Source organism: Megasphaera sp. UBA4382, from assembly GCF_002391155.1.
In the GTDB taxonomy this organism is placed as follows: Bacteria; Bacillota; Negativicutes; order Veillonellales; family Megasphaeraceae; genus Megasphaera; species Megasphaera hexanoica.
The window spans coordinates 1-16,929 of record NZ_DGRS01000041.1; the positions used below are offsets into that span (position 1 = coordinate 1).

14 protein-coding genes and 1 pseudogene are annotated in these 16,929 nt (G+C 52.6%); 12 read left to right on the forward strand and 3 right to left on the reverse strand.

Annotated elements, in window-relative coordinates; genetic code table 11:
• Nucleotides 1-220: 220 nt before the first annotated feature.
• From B4H10_RS04585 to B4H10_RS04605, 5 genes are all read left to right on the forward strand, one after another.
• Nucleotides 221-385 (forward strand): hypothetical protein, encoded by a 165-nt coding sequence (locus tag B4H10_RS04585; RefSeq protein ID WP_292018283.1) that lies wholly within the window; start codon nucleotides 221-223, stop codon nucleotides 383-385.
• A 187-nt stretch (nucleotides 386-572) separates the two neighbouring features.
• A complete protein-coding gene (locus B4H10_RS04590) occupies nucleotides 573-881 on the forward strand; it encodes a hypothetical protein (protein WP_292018284.1) in 309 nt (102 codons plus the stop codon).
• A gap of 355 nt (nucleotides 882-1,236) precedes the next feature.
• Nucleotides 1,237-2,430 carry a trans-sulfuration enzyme family protein gene (locus B4H10_RS04595; RefSeq protein WP_292017506.1) on the forward strand — a complete coding sequence of 398 codons (1,194 nt, stop codon included), beginning with the start codon at nucleotides 1,237-1,239 and terminating at the stop codon, nucleotides 2,428-2,430.
• Nucleotides 2,431-2,509: 79 nt separating this feature from the next.
• A complete protein-coding gene (locus B4H10_RS04600; RefSeq protein ID WP_292017505.1) occupies nucleotides 2,510-3,838 on the forward strand; it encodes a branched-chain amino acid transport system II carrier protein in 1,329 nt (442 codons plus the stop codon).
• Nucleotides 3,839-3,863: 25 nt separating this feature from the next.
• A complete protein-coding gene (locus B4H10_RS04605; protein WP_292017504.1) occupies nucleotides 3,864-5,078 on the forward strand; it encodes a trans-sulfuration enzyme family protein in 1,215 nt (404 codons plus the stop codon).
• A 321-nt stretch (nucleotides 5,079-5,399) separates the two neighbouring features.
• Here the strand turns inward: B4H10_RS04605 and thiH are convergent, their stop codons facing one another.
• The 3 genes from thiH to thiS are packed head-to-tail and all read right to left on the reverse strand — an operon-like array spanning nucleotide 5,400 to nucleotide 7,595.
• Nucleotides 5,400-6,563 carry a 2-iminoacetate synthase ThiH gene (gene thiH / locus B4H10_RS04610; RefSeq protein WP_059076521.1) on the reverse strand — a complete coding sequence of 388 codons (1,164 nt, stop codon included), beginning with the start codon at nucleotides 6,561-6,563 and terminating at the stop codon, nucleotides 5,400-5,402.
• A gap of 12 nt (nucleotides 6,564-6,575) precedes the next feature.
• Nucleotides 6,576-7,346 carry a thiazole synthase gene (locus B4H10_RS04615; protein WP_292018285.1) on the reverse strand — a complete coding sequence of 257 codons (771 nt, stop codon included), beginning with the start codon at nucleotides 7,344-7,346 and terminating at the stop codon, nucleotides 6,576-6,578.
• Between the two features lie 54 nt (nucleotides 7,347-7,400).
• Nucleotides 7,401-7,595 carry a sulfur carrier protein ThiS gene (gene thiS, locus B4H10_RS04620; RefSeq protein ID WP_059076523.1) on the reverse strand — a complete coding sequence of 65 codons (195 nt, stop codon included), beginning with the start codon at nucleotides 7,593-7,595 and terminating at the stop codon, nucleotides 7,401-7,403.
• Between the two features lie 256 nt (nucleotides 7,596-7,851).
• Here thiS and B4H10_RS04625 point away from each other — a divergent pair, with 256 nt between their 5' ends.
• From B4H10_RS04625 to B4H10_RS04655, 7 genes and pseudogenes are all read left to right on the forward strand, one after another.
• Nucleotides 7,852-9,129, forward strand: a complete 1,278-nt coding sequence (locus B4H10_RS04625; protein ID WP_292018286.1) for a hexokinase — start codon at nucleotides 7,852-7,854, stop codon at nucleotides 9,127-9,129.
• 130 nt (nucleotides 9,130-9,259) lie between these two features.
• Entirely contained in the window at nucleotides 9,260-10,657 is a 1,398-nt protein-coding gene (locus B4H10_RS04630; protein WP_292018287.1) for a PLP-dependent aminotransferase family protein, read from the forward strand.
• Nucleotides 10,657-11,922 (forward strand): metallophosphoesterase family protein, encoded by a 1,266-nt coding sequence (locus B4H10_RS04635; protein WP_075581613.1) that lies wholly within the window; start codon nucleotides 10,657-10,659, stop codon nucleotides 11,920-11,922. Before B4H10_RS04630 ends, B4H10_RS04635 begins: the two co-directional genes overlap by 1 nt.
• A gap of 3 nt (nucleotides 11,923-11,925) precedes the next feature.
• Nucleotides 11,926-14,913: an AAA family ATPase gene (locus B4H10_RS04640; protein ID WP_150824727.1), complete on the forward strand. Its 2,988-nt coding sequence runs from the start codon at nucleotides 11,926-11,928 to the stop codon at nucleotides 14,911-14,913.
• Between the two features lie 329 nt (nucleotides 14,914-15,242).
• On the forward strand, nucleotides 15,243-16,211 hold the full coding sequence (locus B4H10_RS04645) for a TAXI family TRAP transporter solute-binding subunit (protein ID WP_059076528.1): 969 nt from the start codon (nucleotides 15,243-15,245) through the stop codon (nucleotides 16,209-16,211).
• A 6-nt stretch (nucleotides 16,212-16,217) separates the two neighbouring features.
• Nucleotides 16,218-16,709, forward strand: coding sequence for a DUF1850 domain-containing protein (locus tag B4H10_RS04650; protein WP_059076529.1), 492 nt, complete (start codon nucleotides 16,218-16,220; stop codon nucleotides 16,707-16,709).
• Nucleotides 16,710-16,722: 13 nt separating this feature from the next.
• Nucleotides 16,723-16,929 (forward strand): annotated as a pseudogene (locus tag B4H10_RS04655) (TRAP transporter permease); the annotation flags it as partial.

The window sequence follows — 16,929 nt, forward strand, 5'->3', positions numbered from 1 at the left end:
CTCTCCTAAAAAATAATGCTGCGGATTTGATTGGGGTTGGCAGAGAGATTTTGAAGAATCCGTACTGGCTAATGGAACAAATGGAAAAGTGACAGAACGTGTCCAATTTAGGGGGTGCAAAATCCCCACCGAGGGGGTGCAAATGCACCCTCTTCTCTTTTCCTCAAAGCCTTGTCCCGTGCGGCTTCCGAGGAATACTTTCTTAACGATAGGCAGGGGGGTGCAAGGGGGTTCATCGTTATTTTGTATCACTTTGATTGGTAAAGGGGAACTCCTCATCACTATCATGAGCAGCCTGGCACAGGAAGAAAGCCGGAGCATTTCGGAAAACGTGACCTGGGGCCATCGGAAGCGGTTCGCTGACGGCAAGGATCTACCGATGTAACGATAAGTTCAAGAGCCATTGCAAGACACCACATCTGACAGAGGATGATATCAAGGAAGCCTTCGTCCGGGCCTCCAACCGGCTCATCGAAAACAAAGCGGACGTACTTGACAGCATCACCCTGCTGAAGGAACGGCTCACTGACACAGAAGCCCTGGAAGAGGAGCGGGACAGGCTCAGCACAGATTTGAACCTGCTGGCCGACAAGATACAGCAGCTCATAGCCGAGAACGCCAGGGTCGCGCAGAACCAGGATGATTATGACCGAAACTACAACGAACTGGTCAGCCGGTATGAAGCGGTGAAGACGAAGTACGACAAGACCTGTGAAGCCATCCAGTATCGCAAAGCCCGGAGCCGTCAGATGGACAGCTTCATCCAGGAGATTCGGGAGCAGGAACTCATCAAGGAGTTCGATGCCCGGCTGTGGGGCAGCCTGGTGGACTTCATCACGGTGTACAGCAAAGACGATATCTTTTGTTCCAGTATACCATGATGGCGCAGATTTGTAGGGAAAAGAGTGAACCTGCCTATGCGCACAGGGGTGTTCAAAATCCCTGCTATCGTTCGATTGTATCAAATACAGACAACTTTGAGATACAGCGTGCAGCCCGGGGAAGACGAAAGTGGCAGGAAAACGATGCGGAGAGGGTGTGCGTGGAGTATAAAAGGAGTATAAAAGGAGTATGTTTTATCCGATGTACTCCTAAAATACTACTATAAATACGCCGCGTGATGCATATATTTTTTTGCCTTTTACCGATATAATTAAGATAACAAAAAGACAATTGACAATTCCGGAAAAGTCATACAGCCAGTTGATTTCTGTACTTAGGGAAGGAGATTATATCATGTCAAGAGGAACGGCTACGACGTATATGCATACGGGGACAGGAGAAATGTGCTATGAAATGAACAAGGCACTGACCGTACCGGAAACTTTTCCTATTTATTTGTCATCGGCCTATATATTTGATTCTATTGAACCGATGGATAAAATCTGTGATGAAGGGGCACCGGGCTACGCCTATTTCCGTCTGGGAAACCCTAATTCTGATGCGGCATCGCGTATTCTGGCAGCGGGCGATGGAACGGAAACGGGCCTGGTCTTTTCTTCCGGCATGGCGGCTATCACCACATCGCTTCTGGCCGTGCTCAGACCGGGAGACCATGTACTGGCTTCTCCTGTGCTGTACGGGGAAACGTTCTATTTCTTAAAACATGAACTTTCCAAGTGGGGCGTCGAAACGACGTTCATCGATTTCGATACACAGAAACCGGAAGACTACATCAAGCCCAATACGAAAGTTATTTACGGGGAAACCATTGCCAATCCGCTCATGTCCGTCCCGGATCTGGGGCATCTGGCAGACGTGGCCCATGACAACGGCGCCTTGCTCTTTATCGACAACACTTTTGCTACGTCCATCGTGGCCAAGCCGGCAAAATTCGGCGCCGACCTCGTTTTGTACAGCGCGACGAAATACCTGGGCGGCCATGACGATATCGTAGGCGGCGCGGCGCTGGGATCGAAAAAACTGATCGATACGATCCGCTTCTATCTCGGCCTGTACGGCGGCAATCTGGGTGCGACGGAATCGTGGCTCCTGGCACGCAGTCTGCGGACACTGCCGCTGCGCGTCCAGAAGATGAGCCAGAACGGCCTGGCTCTGGCAAAGTTCTTTGAACACCATCCGAAAGTAGAAAAAGTCTATTATCCGGGCCTGGATTCGTCTCCCAGCAAGGCTTTGGCAGACAAGCAGTTTGAAGGCAATGGATACGGCGGCATGCTCAGCGTCAATTTCAAAGGCGGAATGGAACTGATCGACAAACTCATTGCCAATCTGAAACTGGTCCATTTCGTACCGACTCTGGCCGGTACGTGCACGACTCTGACCTATCCGCCGAAAGCATCCCACCGTGACCTTTCGGCCGATGAACTGGCGGCAATTGGCATCACGTACGGCCAGATCCGCCTGTCTTCCGGACTGGAAGACACAAACGATTTGCTGAACGATTTCGATCAGGCTCTGGAAAAATTATAAGTTCTGTTTTGTGGTACGGCATCCGGCCCGGACGGGCTGCGGGACTGAAGGGCCGGGTGCGGCTTATAAGGAGGTATGTATGATGAGTGGCAATTCTTCTCCCGGTAATGGCAGTATCAAGATTCTCGATATTTTTATCCTCGGTTTTGCTTTCTTCGCTACCTACTTTGGGGCAGGCAACCTGATTTTCCCGCCCCAGCTGGGCCTCAATAGCGGGTCTGCCGTATTTGCCGGCCTGTCGGGCCTGACGCTTTCCGGTATTTTTCTTCCTATTTTTACGTTGGTTGTCATTGGTCTGAACGGCGATGTCCATGCTATCACCGATCACGTCGGCAAGTATACGTACAATGTCCTGCTGGCGGCGCTGATGTTTGTGTGCACCTTCGTTTCCATTCCCCGGACCTGTGCTACGGCTATCCAGCTCGGCGTACAGGGCAATGTGCCGGGGGCGCCATTCATTCCACTGGTCATCATATATTTCATTATATGCTTCTTCTTTGTCAAAGATAAGAATAACGTCATGGACCGCATGGGCCGGTATCTGACGCCGCTTCTGGCACTCATCCTGGTCGTCGTTTCCATCATGGGTATCGTCCATCCTCTGGGAACGCCGATTGAACCACAGGTAGCCAAACCGTTCGTCAATGCCTTCCTGGGCGGATATAATACAGGCGATGTCCTGGTCAGCTTTATCATGGCAGCCGTATTCATCAGCTCTATCAAGGGCAAAGGCTACACGACCATTGCCCAGCGCAATAAAGTCCTCATCTATTGTGGCATCGTCGCCTTCGTCCTGCTTCTCATCATTTACGGGTCGCTGTTGTATATGGGCGCCTGTGTCAGTGGTGACTACCCGCAGTCTATCGGCCGGGCGGAACTGCTCGTCGCCATCATCCAGCGCGTTGGCACGTGGGTCATGGTACCCATGGGCATCGCTGTCGTACTGGCCTGTCTGACTACGGCAATCGGCCAGGTAGCGGCGGTTGCGGAATTTACCAGCACCATGACCGGCAAAGTCAGTTATAAGAAAGTTGCTATCGTATGCAGCATCCTTTCGGCTCTTACGGCTCTCCTTGGCGTCGATGGCATCGTCACCTACGTCGGCTGGATTTTCGGCGTATGCTATCCGCCGTGCCTGGCACTGCTTGTCCTGGGCGTATTGGTCAAAGTCGTGCCGAATGACGGGGCCTACAAGGGATCGGTATATCTGGTTACTATTTATGCGCTGATAGAATCACTGCCGGGCCTGTCCGGTCTTGGCTTTGCTAAAGCTATCGTGGCAGCAACGCCGCTTTCGACCTTTGGCTTCGGTTGGATTACGCCGTTTATCATCGGCTTTGTCGCAGGATCTTTGATTTATAAAGCGACGGGACATGGTAAAGCCGCTGTAAGGACAGTGGGAGAATAAGTAATATGAAGAGGGGGATATGAACATGAGTTTAAGTGTATTGCGCCATCCTGATTTTGACAGGACAAAATACGGACCGTCTACGGTCAACATTCATGCTGGTGAACCGCGGGATGCCTACGGTGCCTTAGTGCCACCGATTTATCAGACTTCGACCTTTTATTTCGACTCGACAGATGATGCGGTCAAAGCCTGTGACGATTATGCCGAAAGTTTTGCCTACAGCCGTATTACCAATCCCAGCAACGATTATTTTGAAAAAAAGATAGCCGCTGCCGAACATGGACTCGGTGCCGTGTCATATGCATCGGGGATGGGTGCCGTGGCAGGGGCCATCTTCATGAGTGTACGCGCCGGTGACCATGCGCTGTTCTGCAAGGCCAAGTATTCCGGTACAGAAGATATTACCCGTGATTTCCTGCCCCGGTTCGGCGTCGAAGTGGGGGACTTTGATCCGCAGAATCTGGAAACGCTGAAGGATGGCATCAAAGACAATACGAAACTCATTTACGTCGAATCGCCGGCAAACCCGACCATGGTCATGGCTGACATTGCGGCTATTTCGGCCATCGCTCATGAACACGGCATCAAAGTCGGTGTTGATAACACCTTTGCCACGCCGTACAACACGAATCCTCTCGACCTGGGCGCCGACTGGGTCGTACAGAGCGTGACCAAGTACATCGGCGGGCACGGCGATCTTCTGGGAGGAGCCGTCATCTCCAATGATGAAGGATTCCTGCGCGACTGCCGCCTCGGTACGCTCATGCACTTTGGTGCCGTCATGGCACCGCAAATCGCCTTTCTGGCCACGCGGGGACTCAAGACGCTGGCCGTGCGTATGAAACAATATAATACCAATGCACTTCAGATTGCACAGTATCTGGAACAGCACCCGAAAATTGACATCGTCCGCTATCCCTTCCTGCCATCTAATCCGCAGTATGAACTGGCGAAACGGCAGATGCGCGGTGGTGGAGGCATGCTGAGCTTTGATGTCAAAGGCGGACTGGAAGCGGGCAAGACGTTCATCAACCATCTTAAATTGTGTACGCTGGCCGTCAGCCTGGGGGATACGGAAACACTGGTAGAACAGGCTGCAGCCATGACCCATACCATGATTCCCAGAGAAGTACGGGAAGCGGCCGGCATTACGGACGGCATGATACGCATGTCAGTCGGTCTGGAAGACCCGGAAGACATCATCGCCGATCTGGACCAGGCCCTGGCTGTGGTCTGACCGGGACGGATATCGGCGGGATTACATTATTTTATCCAGGCGTACATGAGGCTGCAACAACAGGACTTATCCGGTTCATGCTGTTGCAGCCTCTTTAGTATATTTTCTATTACCTTTATTTAATTTATTCTTAAAATATATAAAGCCAACGGATATTTACTGAGAGAAGCATAGGAAAACATGCAAAAAAGGATTGCCGCACCATGATGTGTGACAATCCTTTTTTGCTGTCCTGCCAGGTGGATAGGGCTGGCAGGGCCATTGGATATGTTTAGTATATGGCAAAACGCCGGCCGGATATTCCGGCGTCTGCAAACGGTGTTATAAGTAAATGTATTCGCTCGTAATCGGCTGGAGCCCCATGCCTTTAATGGCGGCGTACATTTCATCGAAGGGACGGTTATCCGTGATTTCAAACTGTTCATCGCCTTTTTCACTGCCGTCATCTTCCAGATGGCCGCCAATGCCGACACAGACGCTGGCCGATACTTTGGTAGCAGCGATTTTCATGATGGCGTTGCGGTATTTGGCGCTTTCCCGGCTGGAAACGACGATGGAAGCGTAAGGCAGAAACAGGCGGTAGGCACAGATAATCTGGGTCAGTTTCCGTTCGTCTACGTCCTTCGGGTTGATTTTATCGTTGTTGATAATCGGGCACAGGCGCGGGCAGGAAAGGGAAATTTCCGCATGGGGATATTTCCGTTGCATCAGATAGGCGTGCATGCCCGTTGCCACAGCGTCTTTCTGGTAGTCATCGAGACCTAAGAGAGCGGCGAAGCCGACGCCGCGCATGCCGCCGAGGATAGCCCGTTCCTGGGAATAGAAACGGTATGGGAAAATACGCTTGTTGCCTGCCAGGTGCAGTGTTTCGTACTTATCGGAATTGTACGTTTCCTGGAAGACCGTGACGTAATCGGCGCCGCATTCGTGGAGGTATTTGTAATCATCGGAATTGACCGGGTAGATTTCCATGTTGATGGCACGGAAATACTGACGGGCGATTTTCACGGCATTGCCGATGTATTTGATGTCGCTCATCTTGGGGCTTTCTCCAGTGAGCATGATGACTTCTTCAATGCCGGCATCGGCGATGTTTTTGCATTCCCGGTGCAGTTCTTCGTCAGACAGGCGGGCCCGCTTGATTTTGTTATGGGAATTGAAGCCGCAGTAGATACAGTAGTTGTCGCAGTAGTTGGCAAAATAAATCGGCGTGATGACAGAAATGTTATTGCCAAAATGGCGGCGCGTGACGATATGGGCTTTCTGGGCCATTTCTTCCAGGTAGGGAGCAGCGGCCGTAGAGAGAAGTGCCATGAAATCATGCGGATCGAGGCGCATCTTGCTGAGGGCCAGTTCGACGTCTTTGCCGGTAAAATCTTCATTGCGGAAGGCATCGTGGTATTTTAAGACCTGGCTGAGCATGTCCGAATCGAGCACTTCCATGCCGGGCAGATATTTCATATGATCAATACGTTTCTGTTCCATGAAAAAGCCCCCTTAGTCGCCTAAAAATCCTGTGAGCGGATCAGAAGCCGAAGCTGTTTCCCGTACACGGCCCATACCAGCCAGATAAGCGGCACGACCGGCTTCGATGGCTTTGCGGAATGCCTGGGCCATGAGCGGCAGGTTGCCGGCTGTGGCGATAGCCGTATTGGCCATGATGGCGGCAGCGCCCATTTCCATGGCTTCGCAGGCCTGGGACGGACGGCCGATACCGGCATCGACGATGATGGGCAGGTCGATTTCATCGATGAGTATCTGGATGAAATCGCGGGTGCTCAGGCCTTTGTTGGTACCGATAGGAGAGGCCAGGGGCATAATGGCAGCGGCGCCGGCATCGACGAGCGCCCGGGCGGCGTACAGGTCGGGATACATATAGGGCAGGACGATAAACCCTTCTTTGGCGAGTATTTCCGTCGCTTTAATCGTTTCGGCATTATCAGGAAGCAGGTATTTGGAATCGCGCATGACTTCGATTTTAATGAAATCACCGCAGCCGATTTCACGGGAAAGGCGGGCGATGCGGACGGCTTCTTCGGCCGTGCGGGCGCTCGACGTATTCGGCAGGAGGGTTACGCCTTTGGGAATAAAATCGAGGATATTGTCTTTCTGTCCGGCTTCTACACGGCGCAGGGCCATGGTGACGATTTGGGCGTCTGCCTGATCGACGGCGGCTTTGATCAGATCGACTGAAAATTTACCGGAACCTAAGATAAAGCGGGATGTGAATTCATGACCGCCAAGTACGAGTTTGTCATCATTTTCCATGGGAATCACTCCTTGATTCATAATATAAGATAAGAACGCCGTATGCTGTCTGTATCAGCCGCCTCCTACGAAATGGACGATTTCCATAGAATCGCCATCGTGGAGGGTTACGGCGGCATACGTCTTGCGCGGTACGATAGCACCGTTTAGTTCAATGGCGATGCGGTCGCAGCGATAACCTTCCTGTTCGAGGAAGGCCTGCAAATTCTGCCCGGCCGCGGCCACATCATTGCCGTTTATCCTGACCATGCTGAGTCTCCTTTCCGCGTGGGGAATAGAAAAATAAAGAGACCGCACGAAGAATTACACCCAAGGTGGTGTACCCCTTCGTGCGGCCTCTTCCGGTCTCACTCTACGTCCCATTATAGTGAAATATGAAAAAATGTCAATGTGTAATTTGTCACATATAACAGCTGTTACAAAAATTTTACGTAAAAATTTTATCGTCATCTCCTGTTGTAGTATAATATTTATAACGATAGCGAAACAGACAGGGGGACTGTACATGGGCCGGAAAGCAAGTGGCAACTGGATGAATATTGCGCAGCATTTTTATTGGAGTGATGAACAGCTGCAGTATTTTGCAGCGTCCTTCCGGCAGCAGCTGGAAGCGGCAGAAGCAGGTGATCCATCGTCTCTTTCAGCGTTGCCGTCCTATATGGATCTGCCAGATGGCAGCGAGAAGGGTACGTATCTGGCCCTGGATTTCGGCGGGACCAATGTGCGCGCTTCCCGTATCCGTCTTTTGGGCGGGCACTGCTTTATTATTGATAAAATTGTCTCTCATCCTTTGCGGAAAGAAGGAGAATACGATTATACGACGAAGGAGACGCGGGCAGAGGAGCTTTTTGATTTTATCGCGGCTACTGTAGAGGAAGCGGCCGGAGGCAATGTGGACTGTGCCCTGGGACATACCTTTTCCTATGAAGTCAGCCAGTCCGACTGTCACGACGCGCGCCTGGTACAGTGGTCTAAGGAAATGGCCGTTGCCGGCGTGGAAGGAAATTGGATCAACCAATTGCTGAAAGAGGCGCTCCGGCGCCGCGGTCTCGACCGGATCCGTCCGGCAGCGCTGATTAATGATACGACAGCCGTGCTCATGGCTGCAGCTTATCAATACCGCCATACCCATATTGGCGTCATTTGCGGGACGGGGTTTAATATTTGTTATTTCGAACCAGAGAAGTCCATGGTCATCAACCTGGAAGCGGGTGATTTCGATGGGATGCCGCGAAATCAATGGGATGAACGGGTAGACGAAGCGACGCGCTTTCCCGGCCGCCATATGCTGGAAAAAATGGTCAGTGGCGCCTATCTCGGTTCTATCTATAGAGAGACATTGAAGACGTATTTTGATACGGACGATATCCCGCCGTGCACGACACCGGAAATGAACCGCATTGTAACGGCTGGCAATCCCGATGATGCCCGCCTGCGCCTGAGCCGCCTGCTGAACCGCATCGTCGCTCCCGCTGATGTAGAGCCGCTGCGCAATCTGGCCGGGACGATTCTCGTGCGGACGGCACAGCTTTCCGGCGCTGCCTGCTATGGAATCCTGCAGCATCTGTATCCTAAAGGCCATATTTCCCGCCAGTCCATTGCCATTGAAGGGGGGCTCCTGAGTCATATCCGCGGAGGGCTCCTCATGTTTGACGATGCCCTGTATGGCTGTGCGGCCCGGCGGGGTCATTCCCGGCAGCAGGGGATTCCCGTGGAAGCGGCACTGGTCTATGATGGCCCGTCGGTCGGGGCAGCCATTGCAGCGGCCGTAGCTGACAGCTGATGCCATACGGTCCGGTTTGTTGGCATTTCTCCTATAAATGTGCCTGTCAGCTCTTTTCACCAGAACTGTTTTTCGATACAATAAAGGGTAGGCTTATCGTAAATTTGCCTTGATTATTACCGGGGGACCTATGCTGCAAATCGACACTCTTAGCAAAATACCGTACTATGTACAAATATATGCCTATTACCGCGATGAAATTACGGCCCGCCGGATGCCGGCAGGGATGAAGATGGCTTCAGTGCGCGAACTATCCCAGCGGGCCGGCGTCAGCAAGATGACCGTCGAAAAGGCCTATTACCAGCTTGCCAGTGAAGGATACATCATCCGCCGGACCAAGGCGCGGTATGAAGTAGCCGACATTGCCTTTCCGCAGAAAAAAGAACGGCCCGTGTACCGTCAGCCGGAAAAGCAGGAAATACAGCCGCCGGTCGTCTATGATTTTGGCAGCGGGGACATGGATATGGAACGCTTCCCTATGATGGTCTGGCGCAAGCTGATGAACCGCGTCCTGAGTGAGCCGGCATATCTTCTGGCCAATCAGGATGAACAGGGAGCACCTGTCCTGCGGCAGGCGCTGAGTGAATATGTCTACCAGAGCCGCGGCGTCCATGCCGATCCGGAGGCGATACTGATCGGTTCGGGAACCATTCCGCTTCTGGCCGTCCTTGCCAGTCTGCTCCGGCCCGATTATGGGTGTATCGCCGTGGAAGAGCCGGGATTCCGCCTGGGAAGGGAACTATTCCGCAGCCGCGGATTTTCGCTGCAGCCCGTGCCGGTGCGGGACGGGCTGTTGTCTATGGATACATTGGAACGGAGCGGGGCGCGTCTGGTATATGTCAGTCCGTCCCATCAGTTCCCTACGGGAACGGTCATGCCGGCCGGTATGCGCTACGACCTGCTTCACTGGGCAGGCGACCACGATGGCATGATCGTCGAAGATGATTATGACAGTGAACTGCGCTATTACGGCCGTCCCGTGCCTGCCTTGCAGGGAATGGACAAGGCCGGCCGCGTCATCTACATGGGGGCACTGTCCAAAGTGCTGCCGCCATTTGTGCGCCTCAGTTACATGGTCCTTCCGCCACCGCTTCTTGGCAGGTATCGGCAGAGCCGCGCCCTGTTCCGCCAGGGCGCTTCTGTGCTGGAACAGTGTGTCCTTGCCGAATATATCCGCAGCGGAGAACTGGCCCGGCAGGTGCGGCGCCTGCGCAAAGACTATCAGGAAAAAGGGGAGATCATGGAGCGTTTCCTCGTGAAAGCCTTTGGGGACCGCATCCGCGTCAGCCGTATCGTATCGGGCGTCTATTGTCACATTACCCTGAAAAGCCCCGATACGGAAGACATATTATTGAAAAAGGCAGCGAAAAAAGGCTGCCGCGTCTTATCGGTGCAATCCTTTTATGAAAACCGGAATCTGGAGACGGAAAAAGAATTTCTTCTGAGCTTTTCCAAAATTCCCGGCTGTCAGCTGAAAGACGCTGTGGAGGCATTAAAAACAGCCTGGTCAGAGAAAGAGGGAGACTAATGGCCAAAAGTTTACGTTTTATACATTGCGGGGACCTGCATCTGGGCAGTCCCTTTCATGATATCGCCATGGTCGATGAACGCTGGCAGCGTATCGTCGGCAAGGCACCGGTCCGGGCGTTTCAGAAAATCGTCCAGACGGCGATTGATAAAGAAGTCGATGCCGTCCTTATTGCCGGCGACGTTTATACCAGCAGCAGCCACAACCTGACGGCGCAGCTCGATTATGTACGCCTCCTGCACAAGCTGGCCCAGCACCATATACAGGTCTTTGCCGTACTGGGCAATCACGACCCGCTGGATGCCTGGAAGGCACGGATTCCCTTTCCGCCCAACGTACATGTTTTTGGCACGGAAAAGGTCGAACGGATCCCCCTCATCGTAGACGGGGAAGAAATAGCCGCTGTCTACGGGCAGAGCTACGCCAAGAGCGAGCAGCGGGACAATCTGGCCTGGAATTTCCGCCGGACTGCGGCTGACCGTTATGCCATCGGCCTGCTGCACACCCAGGTCGGCAGTGCCCAGTCGCCGTATGCCCCGTGCAGCATGACGGACCTGCAGGAAAGCGGCATGGATTACTGGGCTCTGGGCCACGTGCACAAGCACCAGGTCCTGTCAGAGAAGCCTTATGTCGTATATGCCGGCAATCCCCAGGGACTCGATTGTACAGAAACGGGGCCGCGGGGCTGTTATTACGTGGAAGTAGGCCCGTACGGGACGGTACATATGGAATTCATCGATACGAGCATCGTCCGCTGGGAAACGGCCGACGTGCCCATCGATAACGCCGAGTCGGTTTCGGAGCTGCGCGATGCCGTGCGCTTTACCAAAGAAAAAGTGCGCCGGGAATGTGGCAAGCCCACTTTCCTGACGATAAATTTTACCGGGTCGGGCAGTATGTACCAGGTCATCAATAACCCGGAAGCGACACAGTACTGGATCGATGCCTGGCGGGAAGAAGAAGCCGGCAAATACGCCTTCGTCATGGTACAGCGCCTGCGCAACATGGCCCGTCCCAAAATCAATGCCGGCGAACGGAGCAAACTGCCCGATACGGTAGGGGACTACCTCAACGTATCGGACAAGCTCGATGCACTGCCGCAGGATGAAAAAATGAAAGTCCTGCGCGATATCTTGTCACAGCGGCCGGAATTTGAACGCCTGGGAGCGTATGGCCGGAGCATTTCCGACGAACGGCTCCTGGAAGCGTTTGAAAAAGCCAAATGGCTGGGCATGCAGAAGCTGCTGGAAGATAGAAGAGGATAAGATATGAAGATTATACAGATGAATTTAGATGATTTCGGTATTTACCATAATGTTTCCTGGGTGCCGCCGGAAAAAGGCCTGATCGTCATGCATGGTCAGAACGAAAGCGGCAAGACGACGCTGATGAAATACGTGCGCTCCATGTTTTTCGGCTATCCACGGGGAGAATGGAAAGGGTACTTCGGCCACATGGATATCCGCCGGGAAGACGGCCATGAATACCGGATTTACCGCAATGAAAAAGAATCGTATATCGCCGATGGCGACGAAGTAATCCATGAAGAACCGTCCGCACTCTGGTGGCACAGCCTGGAACGGGGTACGTATGATAAGATTTTTGCCATGGGACTCGAGGACCTGCAGGGATTCAAGATTCTCTCCAACGAGGAAGTACGGAGTCATTTCTTCAGCATCGAAAGCGGCGTCCGCATGGGAGCGGTCCGCCGTGATTTTATGCGGCAGATGGGAGAACTCCTCGTCGCATCCCATCAGGGCAAGAAGCCCATCAATAACCTGTTGCAGGAACAGCGCGAATTCGACCGTAAAATCCATGAATTGTCCTACGATGAAGAAGAATTTGCATCCTTGCAGGAAAAGGAACAACAGACCCATGAAATTGAGAAACGGCTGCGCCTGAGCATAGAAGAAACGAAGCAGCAGATCGAAAAGGTAGCTATGCCGCTGGCTGCCTGGGACGTGTATAAGCGGGGGCAGGATGCCATGAAGCACATGCAGGAACTGGCCGACGTATCGCAGTTCCCTGCCGATGGTGCCCAGCGCTGGGAAGAGCTGGAACAGAAAATCCGGGACATCAATGAAAAAATAAAAGAACTGGAAGCGGCCAGCCGCAAGGGACCGGCCTTCAAGCAGGAATGGAACCGCTGGGTCATCTGCGGCTCCCAGATTGATGAGCTGTATCACAATATGCCCCAGTGGCAGCAGGGGCAGGAAGAACTGGCAGACCATGAGGATAAGGAAATGGACTGGCAGTACGATGAAAATAAGTACAGTCAGACTCTAGCCGGCTGGACGGAAGGAACACTTCCGGAACAGGCCGACTGGAACCGGGCCCTGACTCTGGCCCGCAATCTGGAAACGTACACCAGGGAAGAAGAAAAGTGGCAGGCAGCCCGTCCTAAAGATGTCAGTGCCTCTCTGGATACGGGCAATGCCGACGGGCCGCAGCGGACGCCGGAAGAATGGAAGGAACTGGGAAAATCAGTCGTCACCATTCAGGATACGCTCATAGAACGGGAAAAGACTCAGGAACTGCTGCGGCTGCTGAAGGAAGACCCGGCAGAAACGAGCCATGGATTCCTGGCGCTGGGCCTGCTCTTTCTGCTGGCTGCGGCGGGACTTGCGGCTTCGGTCGTCCTGTATGATTTTGATCTCATGATGGCCGGCGGCGCGGCTGTCCTGTGTGTACTGCTGGCTCTTGCCGCTTTTGCCAAACAGCGTTCGGACGGGCGGCGCGTGCCCCGGCGCATCGGCGAACTGGAGGGTCAGCTGGCTACCTTACAGACCCGCCTTTCAGCCATGGCCGATGATGCGGGCCTGGAAATTTCTACGGACGAAGACAATGCGGCCTGGAATCAGATGCTCGACGGCGTTCGCAAGGAATACATGGACTGGAAGACGAGAGAGTCCCAGGATGCCTGGAAAAAGGAACAGCAGGTCATGTACGACGCCATTTACCAGAAATGGGAACAGGAAGGAAAAGGCTGGGAAGATAAACTGGGAAACTGCCGCAGTGCCTGGAAAACCTGGCAGCAGACGACGGGATTTACCAAACTGGAAACGGGCGATGTCCAGGCTGCCAAAGAAGCCTGGGATGCATACCAGCATGCCCGCACGTCCCTGAAGGACTGGAAGAAGCGCAAAGAAGATATCCTGACCCGTATCAGCCGTCTGAAGGATAGTGCTGAACAGATTTTCCGCGAAGTCGGCGTCAGTGAAGACGTATCGCCGGAAGGCATCGAGCGGGTTTATCAGATGTGGCAGAAAATCCGCGTCCAGGCAGAAGTGGCCCGCGAACAGGACCGGCAGCAGGAAGAAAAGAAGAAAGAACTGGCAAAATGTCAGAAGGAACGGGATATACGCCGCCATCAGGAAGCAGAAATCCTGAAGGAAACGGGCTCCCAGACGGCAGGAGAATTCCGCAGCAAAATCTTGAAATTCCGTCAGTTCCACCAGTATAAAGAAGTATACGAACAATCGGAAGCCCACATCAAGCTCATCGCCAAGACGCCGAAGAACCTGGCCCAGCTCCGCCATGAATTAAAGATACACGACTGCCAGACCTGGAAAGACGAAAAGGCATACTATGAACGTAAGATAGCCGATACGGAAAAGAAACTGGCCGCAGTGGCCGAAAAGAGAGGCAGCATCGTCGAACGGCTCAGCCAGATGGCAAAGAGCGAAGAAGCGGGACGGCTGCTGCAGGAAAAGCAGAACAGGAAAACGGAACTCGACAGGAAGACCGATGACTGGCTGACCTTCTTATATGCCCAGTATATGCTCGGCGAAGCCCAGAATTATTACGAACGGGTTCGCCAGCCTCTGGTAATCCGCCAGGCCGGCGATTATCTCCACCTCATGACCCAGGGCCGGTATACGCTCCAGGCCAGTTTTGACGGGCGGCAGCTCTATGCCGTCGACGGGACGGGCCGGCGCATTCCCGAAAAGGAATGGAGCAGCGGCACGGGCGACCAGGTATATCTGGCCATCCGCATGAGTCTGGCCATGGCCTTTTCCAAACAGATCGAACCGATGCCGATCATTCTCGACGATATCCTCGTCCGCTTCGATGAACAACGGCAGAAAGAAGCCATCCGCTTCCTGGCCGATCTGGGCAGGAAAGAACAGATATTCCTCTTCACCTGTTCCATGGAAACGAGGAAACTGGCAGAAGAAGTGCAGAAACTGCTGGCAGGAGAAACGGATACGATTCATCTGTTTGAAATTGAACAGGGGACAATTGCGTCAGCGTAATGGACAAAAAACAGAAAAATTAGTTTGTGCTTACGAACAGGGAGAAATTTGTATTTATGCAAATTTCTCCTTTTTTCATGAGATTAAATTTTACTATGCGAAAACAATAAAGCTTATTTTACCATATGGTAGAGAATTACCATTACTTAAACGTTTAATTTAATGGAAGAATTTTTTTGAAAAAATTTATTGACAAGACATAACTATACATTTATAATTTTCGTATAAGGAAAATAGAATGCAGAATGAGGCAAGGGGGCCGTACAAATCGAGGAAGGGTTTGGAGGCCTTTTTTTGTCCAGGAACGCAAATTTTGGGAGGGATGTCATATGAAGTTCAGTTCACTCAAGAAAGTATTGGCCGTTGGTCTGGCCGCTGTCGTAGTCGTAGGGGCGCTTGCCGGTTGTGGGGATAATAAAGCCGGTGCCCAGAAGAAATTCCTGAATATTGGTACCGGTGGCACGGCCGGCACGTATTATCCGATTGGCGGTGCTATGGCAGAAATTTTGAATAAGAACATTGAAGGCATGAATGCCACGGCCCAGAGCACAGGCGCTTCCGTTGCCAATATCAATATGCTGAAAGATGGATCTATCGATCTGGCCATTATCCAGAACGATATTACCTACTATGCAGCTAATGGCACGGAAATGTTCAAGGATAAAAAAGTTGACAATCTCCGCGGTATTGCCGCCCTCTATCCGGAAACATGCCAGGCCGTCACCCTTGAATCGTCTGGTATCAAGACCATTGCCGACCTGAAAGGCAAACGCGTTTCCGTCGGTGCTGCCGGAAGCGGTGTAGAAGCCAATGCCCGCCAGATTCTGGCTGCTTATGGACTGACTTATGATGACATCCAGGTTCAGTACCTGTCCTTCGGTGAAAGCTCCAGTGCCCTGAAAGACGGCAACGTCGATGCAGCATTCCTGACGGCTGGTTTCCCGACGGCGGCTGTACAGGATTTGGCTTCCCAGAATAAGATCCGCATCCTCGCTGTCGATCCCGATAAAGCCGACCAGCTCATTTCCCAGTATCCGTTCTACACCAAGACGGTCATCCCGGCTGGTACTTATGCCGGCTTTGATGAAGACGTACCGACCGTTTCCGTCATGGCTATGCTCGTAGCATCGGATAAAGTCGATGATCAGATGGGCTATGATATTGCCAAGGCCCTCTTTACCAACCTGGACCGTCTGAAAGAAGCTCATTCTGTCGGCAAACTCATCACCAAGGAAGGCGCCCTGAAAGGCATGCCGATTCCGATGAATGCCGGCGCTGAAAAATTCTTTAAAGAATAATTCTTCATGCGCGTCCGTGTTTTAACGGGAGGATATCTGCTGTGCCTGCTCCTCTTCGTCCTGTCACCGGTACTGCTTCAGCCGTGGCTCTTCCTCTATGGGGGAGGACGCCATATGCTGGATGTGCCGGTACGGGCGGGCACGGCAGTGACCATCCGTTTTATTCATTCTGTGCAGAAAACACCCGTCTGGGAATACCTCAGCGTCAACGACCGGGCGGACGGCTTCTGCCTTCATAAAACAAAATACCAGTCTTTCGGCGTCGGACTGCCGTTTATGGAAAGCGATGGGTCATTCCGCCATGAAGGCGATTATTTCATCATGGACCATATGGAACGGCCTTTCCCACAGCTTCATCTGCGGACAGGCGTCGGCACACAACTGACCGTTACCATAGCGGATACGGCCTGCCCTTTGTATCAGTACCTGCCCGATGGCAGTGCCGTAGATATCAGGGTAGCGCCGTTATATCAGTATATACGGGATATGGTCAGATAAGGGAGAGAGAAGTATGAGTGAAAAATCGACGGAACAACTCGCCGATGAGGTGTTAAAAAAGTACGATAATGAATCCAATACGATAAATTACAAGGGATTTATGGCCAAAGTTGTTTCGGCCATTGCCATCACGTTTTCTATATTTCAGTTGTATACCGGCGCGTTCGGCGTACTCGATGCCCAGCTGCAGCGTGCGGTACACCTGGGCTTTGGCATGGCG

What these genes read in the sequence shown, in the direction of transcription:
- B4H10_RS04625 (WP_292018286.1), top strand. Translation starts at nt 7,852, where the DNA reads ATGGGCCGGAAAGCAAGTGGCAACTGGATGAATATTGCGCAGCATTTT.
- B4H10_RS04595 (WP_292017506.1), top strand. Translation starts at nt 1,237, where the DNA reads ATGTCAAGAGGAACGGCTACGACGTATATGCATACGGGGACAGGAGAA.
- B4H10_RS04645 (WP_059076528.1), top strand. Translation starts at nt 15,243, where the DNA reads ATGAAGTTCAGTTCACTCAAGAAAGTATTGGCCGTTGGTCTGGCCGCT.
- B4H10_RS04650 (WP_059076529.1), top strand. Translation starts at nt 16,218, where the DNA reads ATGCGCGTCCGTGTTTTAACGGGAGGATATCTGCTGTGCCTGCTCCTC.
- thiS (WP_059076523.1), bottom strand. Translation starts at nt 7,595, where the DNA reads ATGGTCAGGATAAACGGCAATGATGTGGCCGCGGCCGGGCAGAATTTG.
- B4H10_RS04640 (WP_150824727.1), top strand. Translation starts at nt 11,926, where the DNA reads ATGAAGATTATACAGATGAATTTAGATGATTTCGGTATTTACCATAAT.
- B4H10_RS04605 (WP_292017504.1), top strand. Translation starts at nt 3,864, where the DNA reads ATGAGTTTAAGTGTATTGCGCCATCCTGATTTTGACAGGACAAAATAC.
- B4H10_RS04615 (WP_292018285.1), bottom strand. Translation starts at nt 7,346, where the DNA reads ATGGAAAATGATGACAAACTCGTACTTGGCGGTCATGAATTCACATCC.
- thiH (WP_059076521.1), bottom strand. Translation starts at nt 6,563, where the DNA reads ATGGAACAGAAACGTATTGATCATATGAAATATCTGCCCGGCATGGAA.
- B4H10_RS04630 (WP_292018287.1), top strand. Translation starts at nt 9,260, where the DNA reads ATGCTGCAAATCGACACTCTTAGCAAAATACCGTACTATGTACAAATA.
- B4H10_RS04635 (WP_075581613.1), top strand. Translation starts at nt 10,657, where the DNA reads ATGGCCAAAAGTTTACGTTTTATACATTGCGGGGACCTGCATCTGGGC.
- B4H10_RS04600 (WP_292017505.1), top strand. Translation starts at nt 2,510, where the DNA reads ATGATGAGTGGCAATTCTTCTCCCGGTAATGGCAGTATCAAGATTCTC.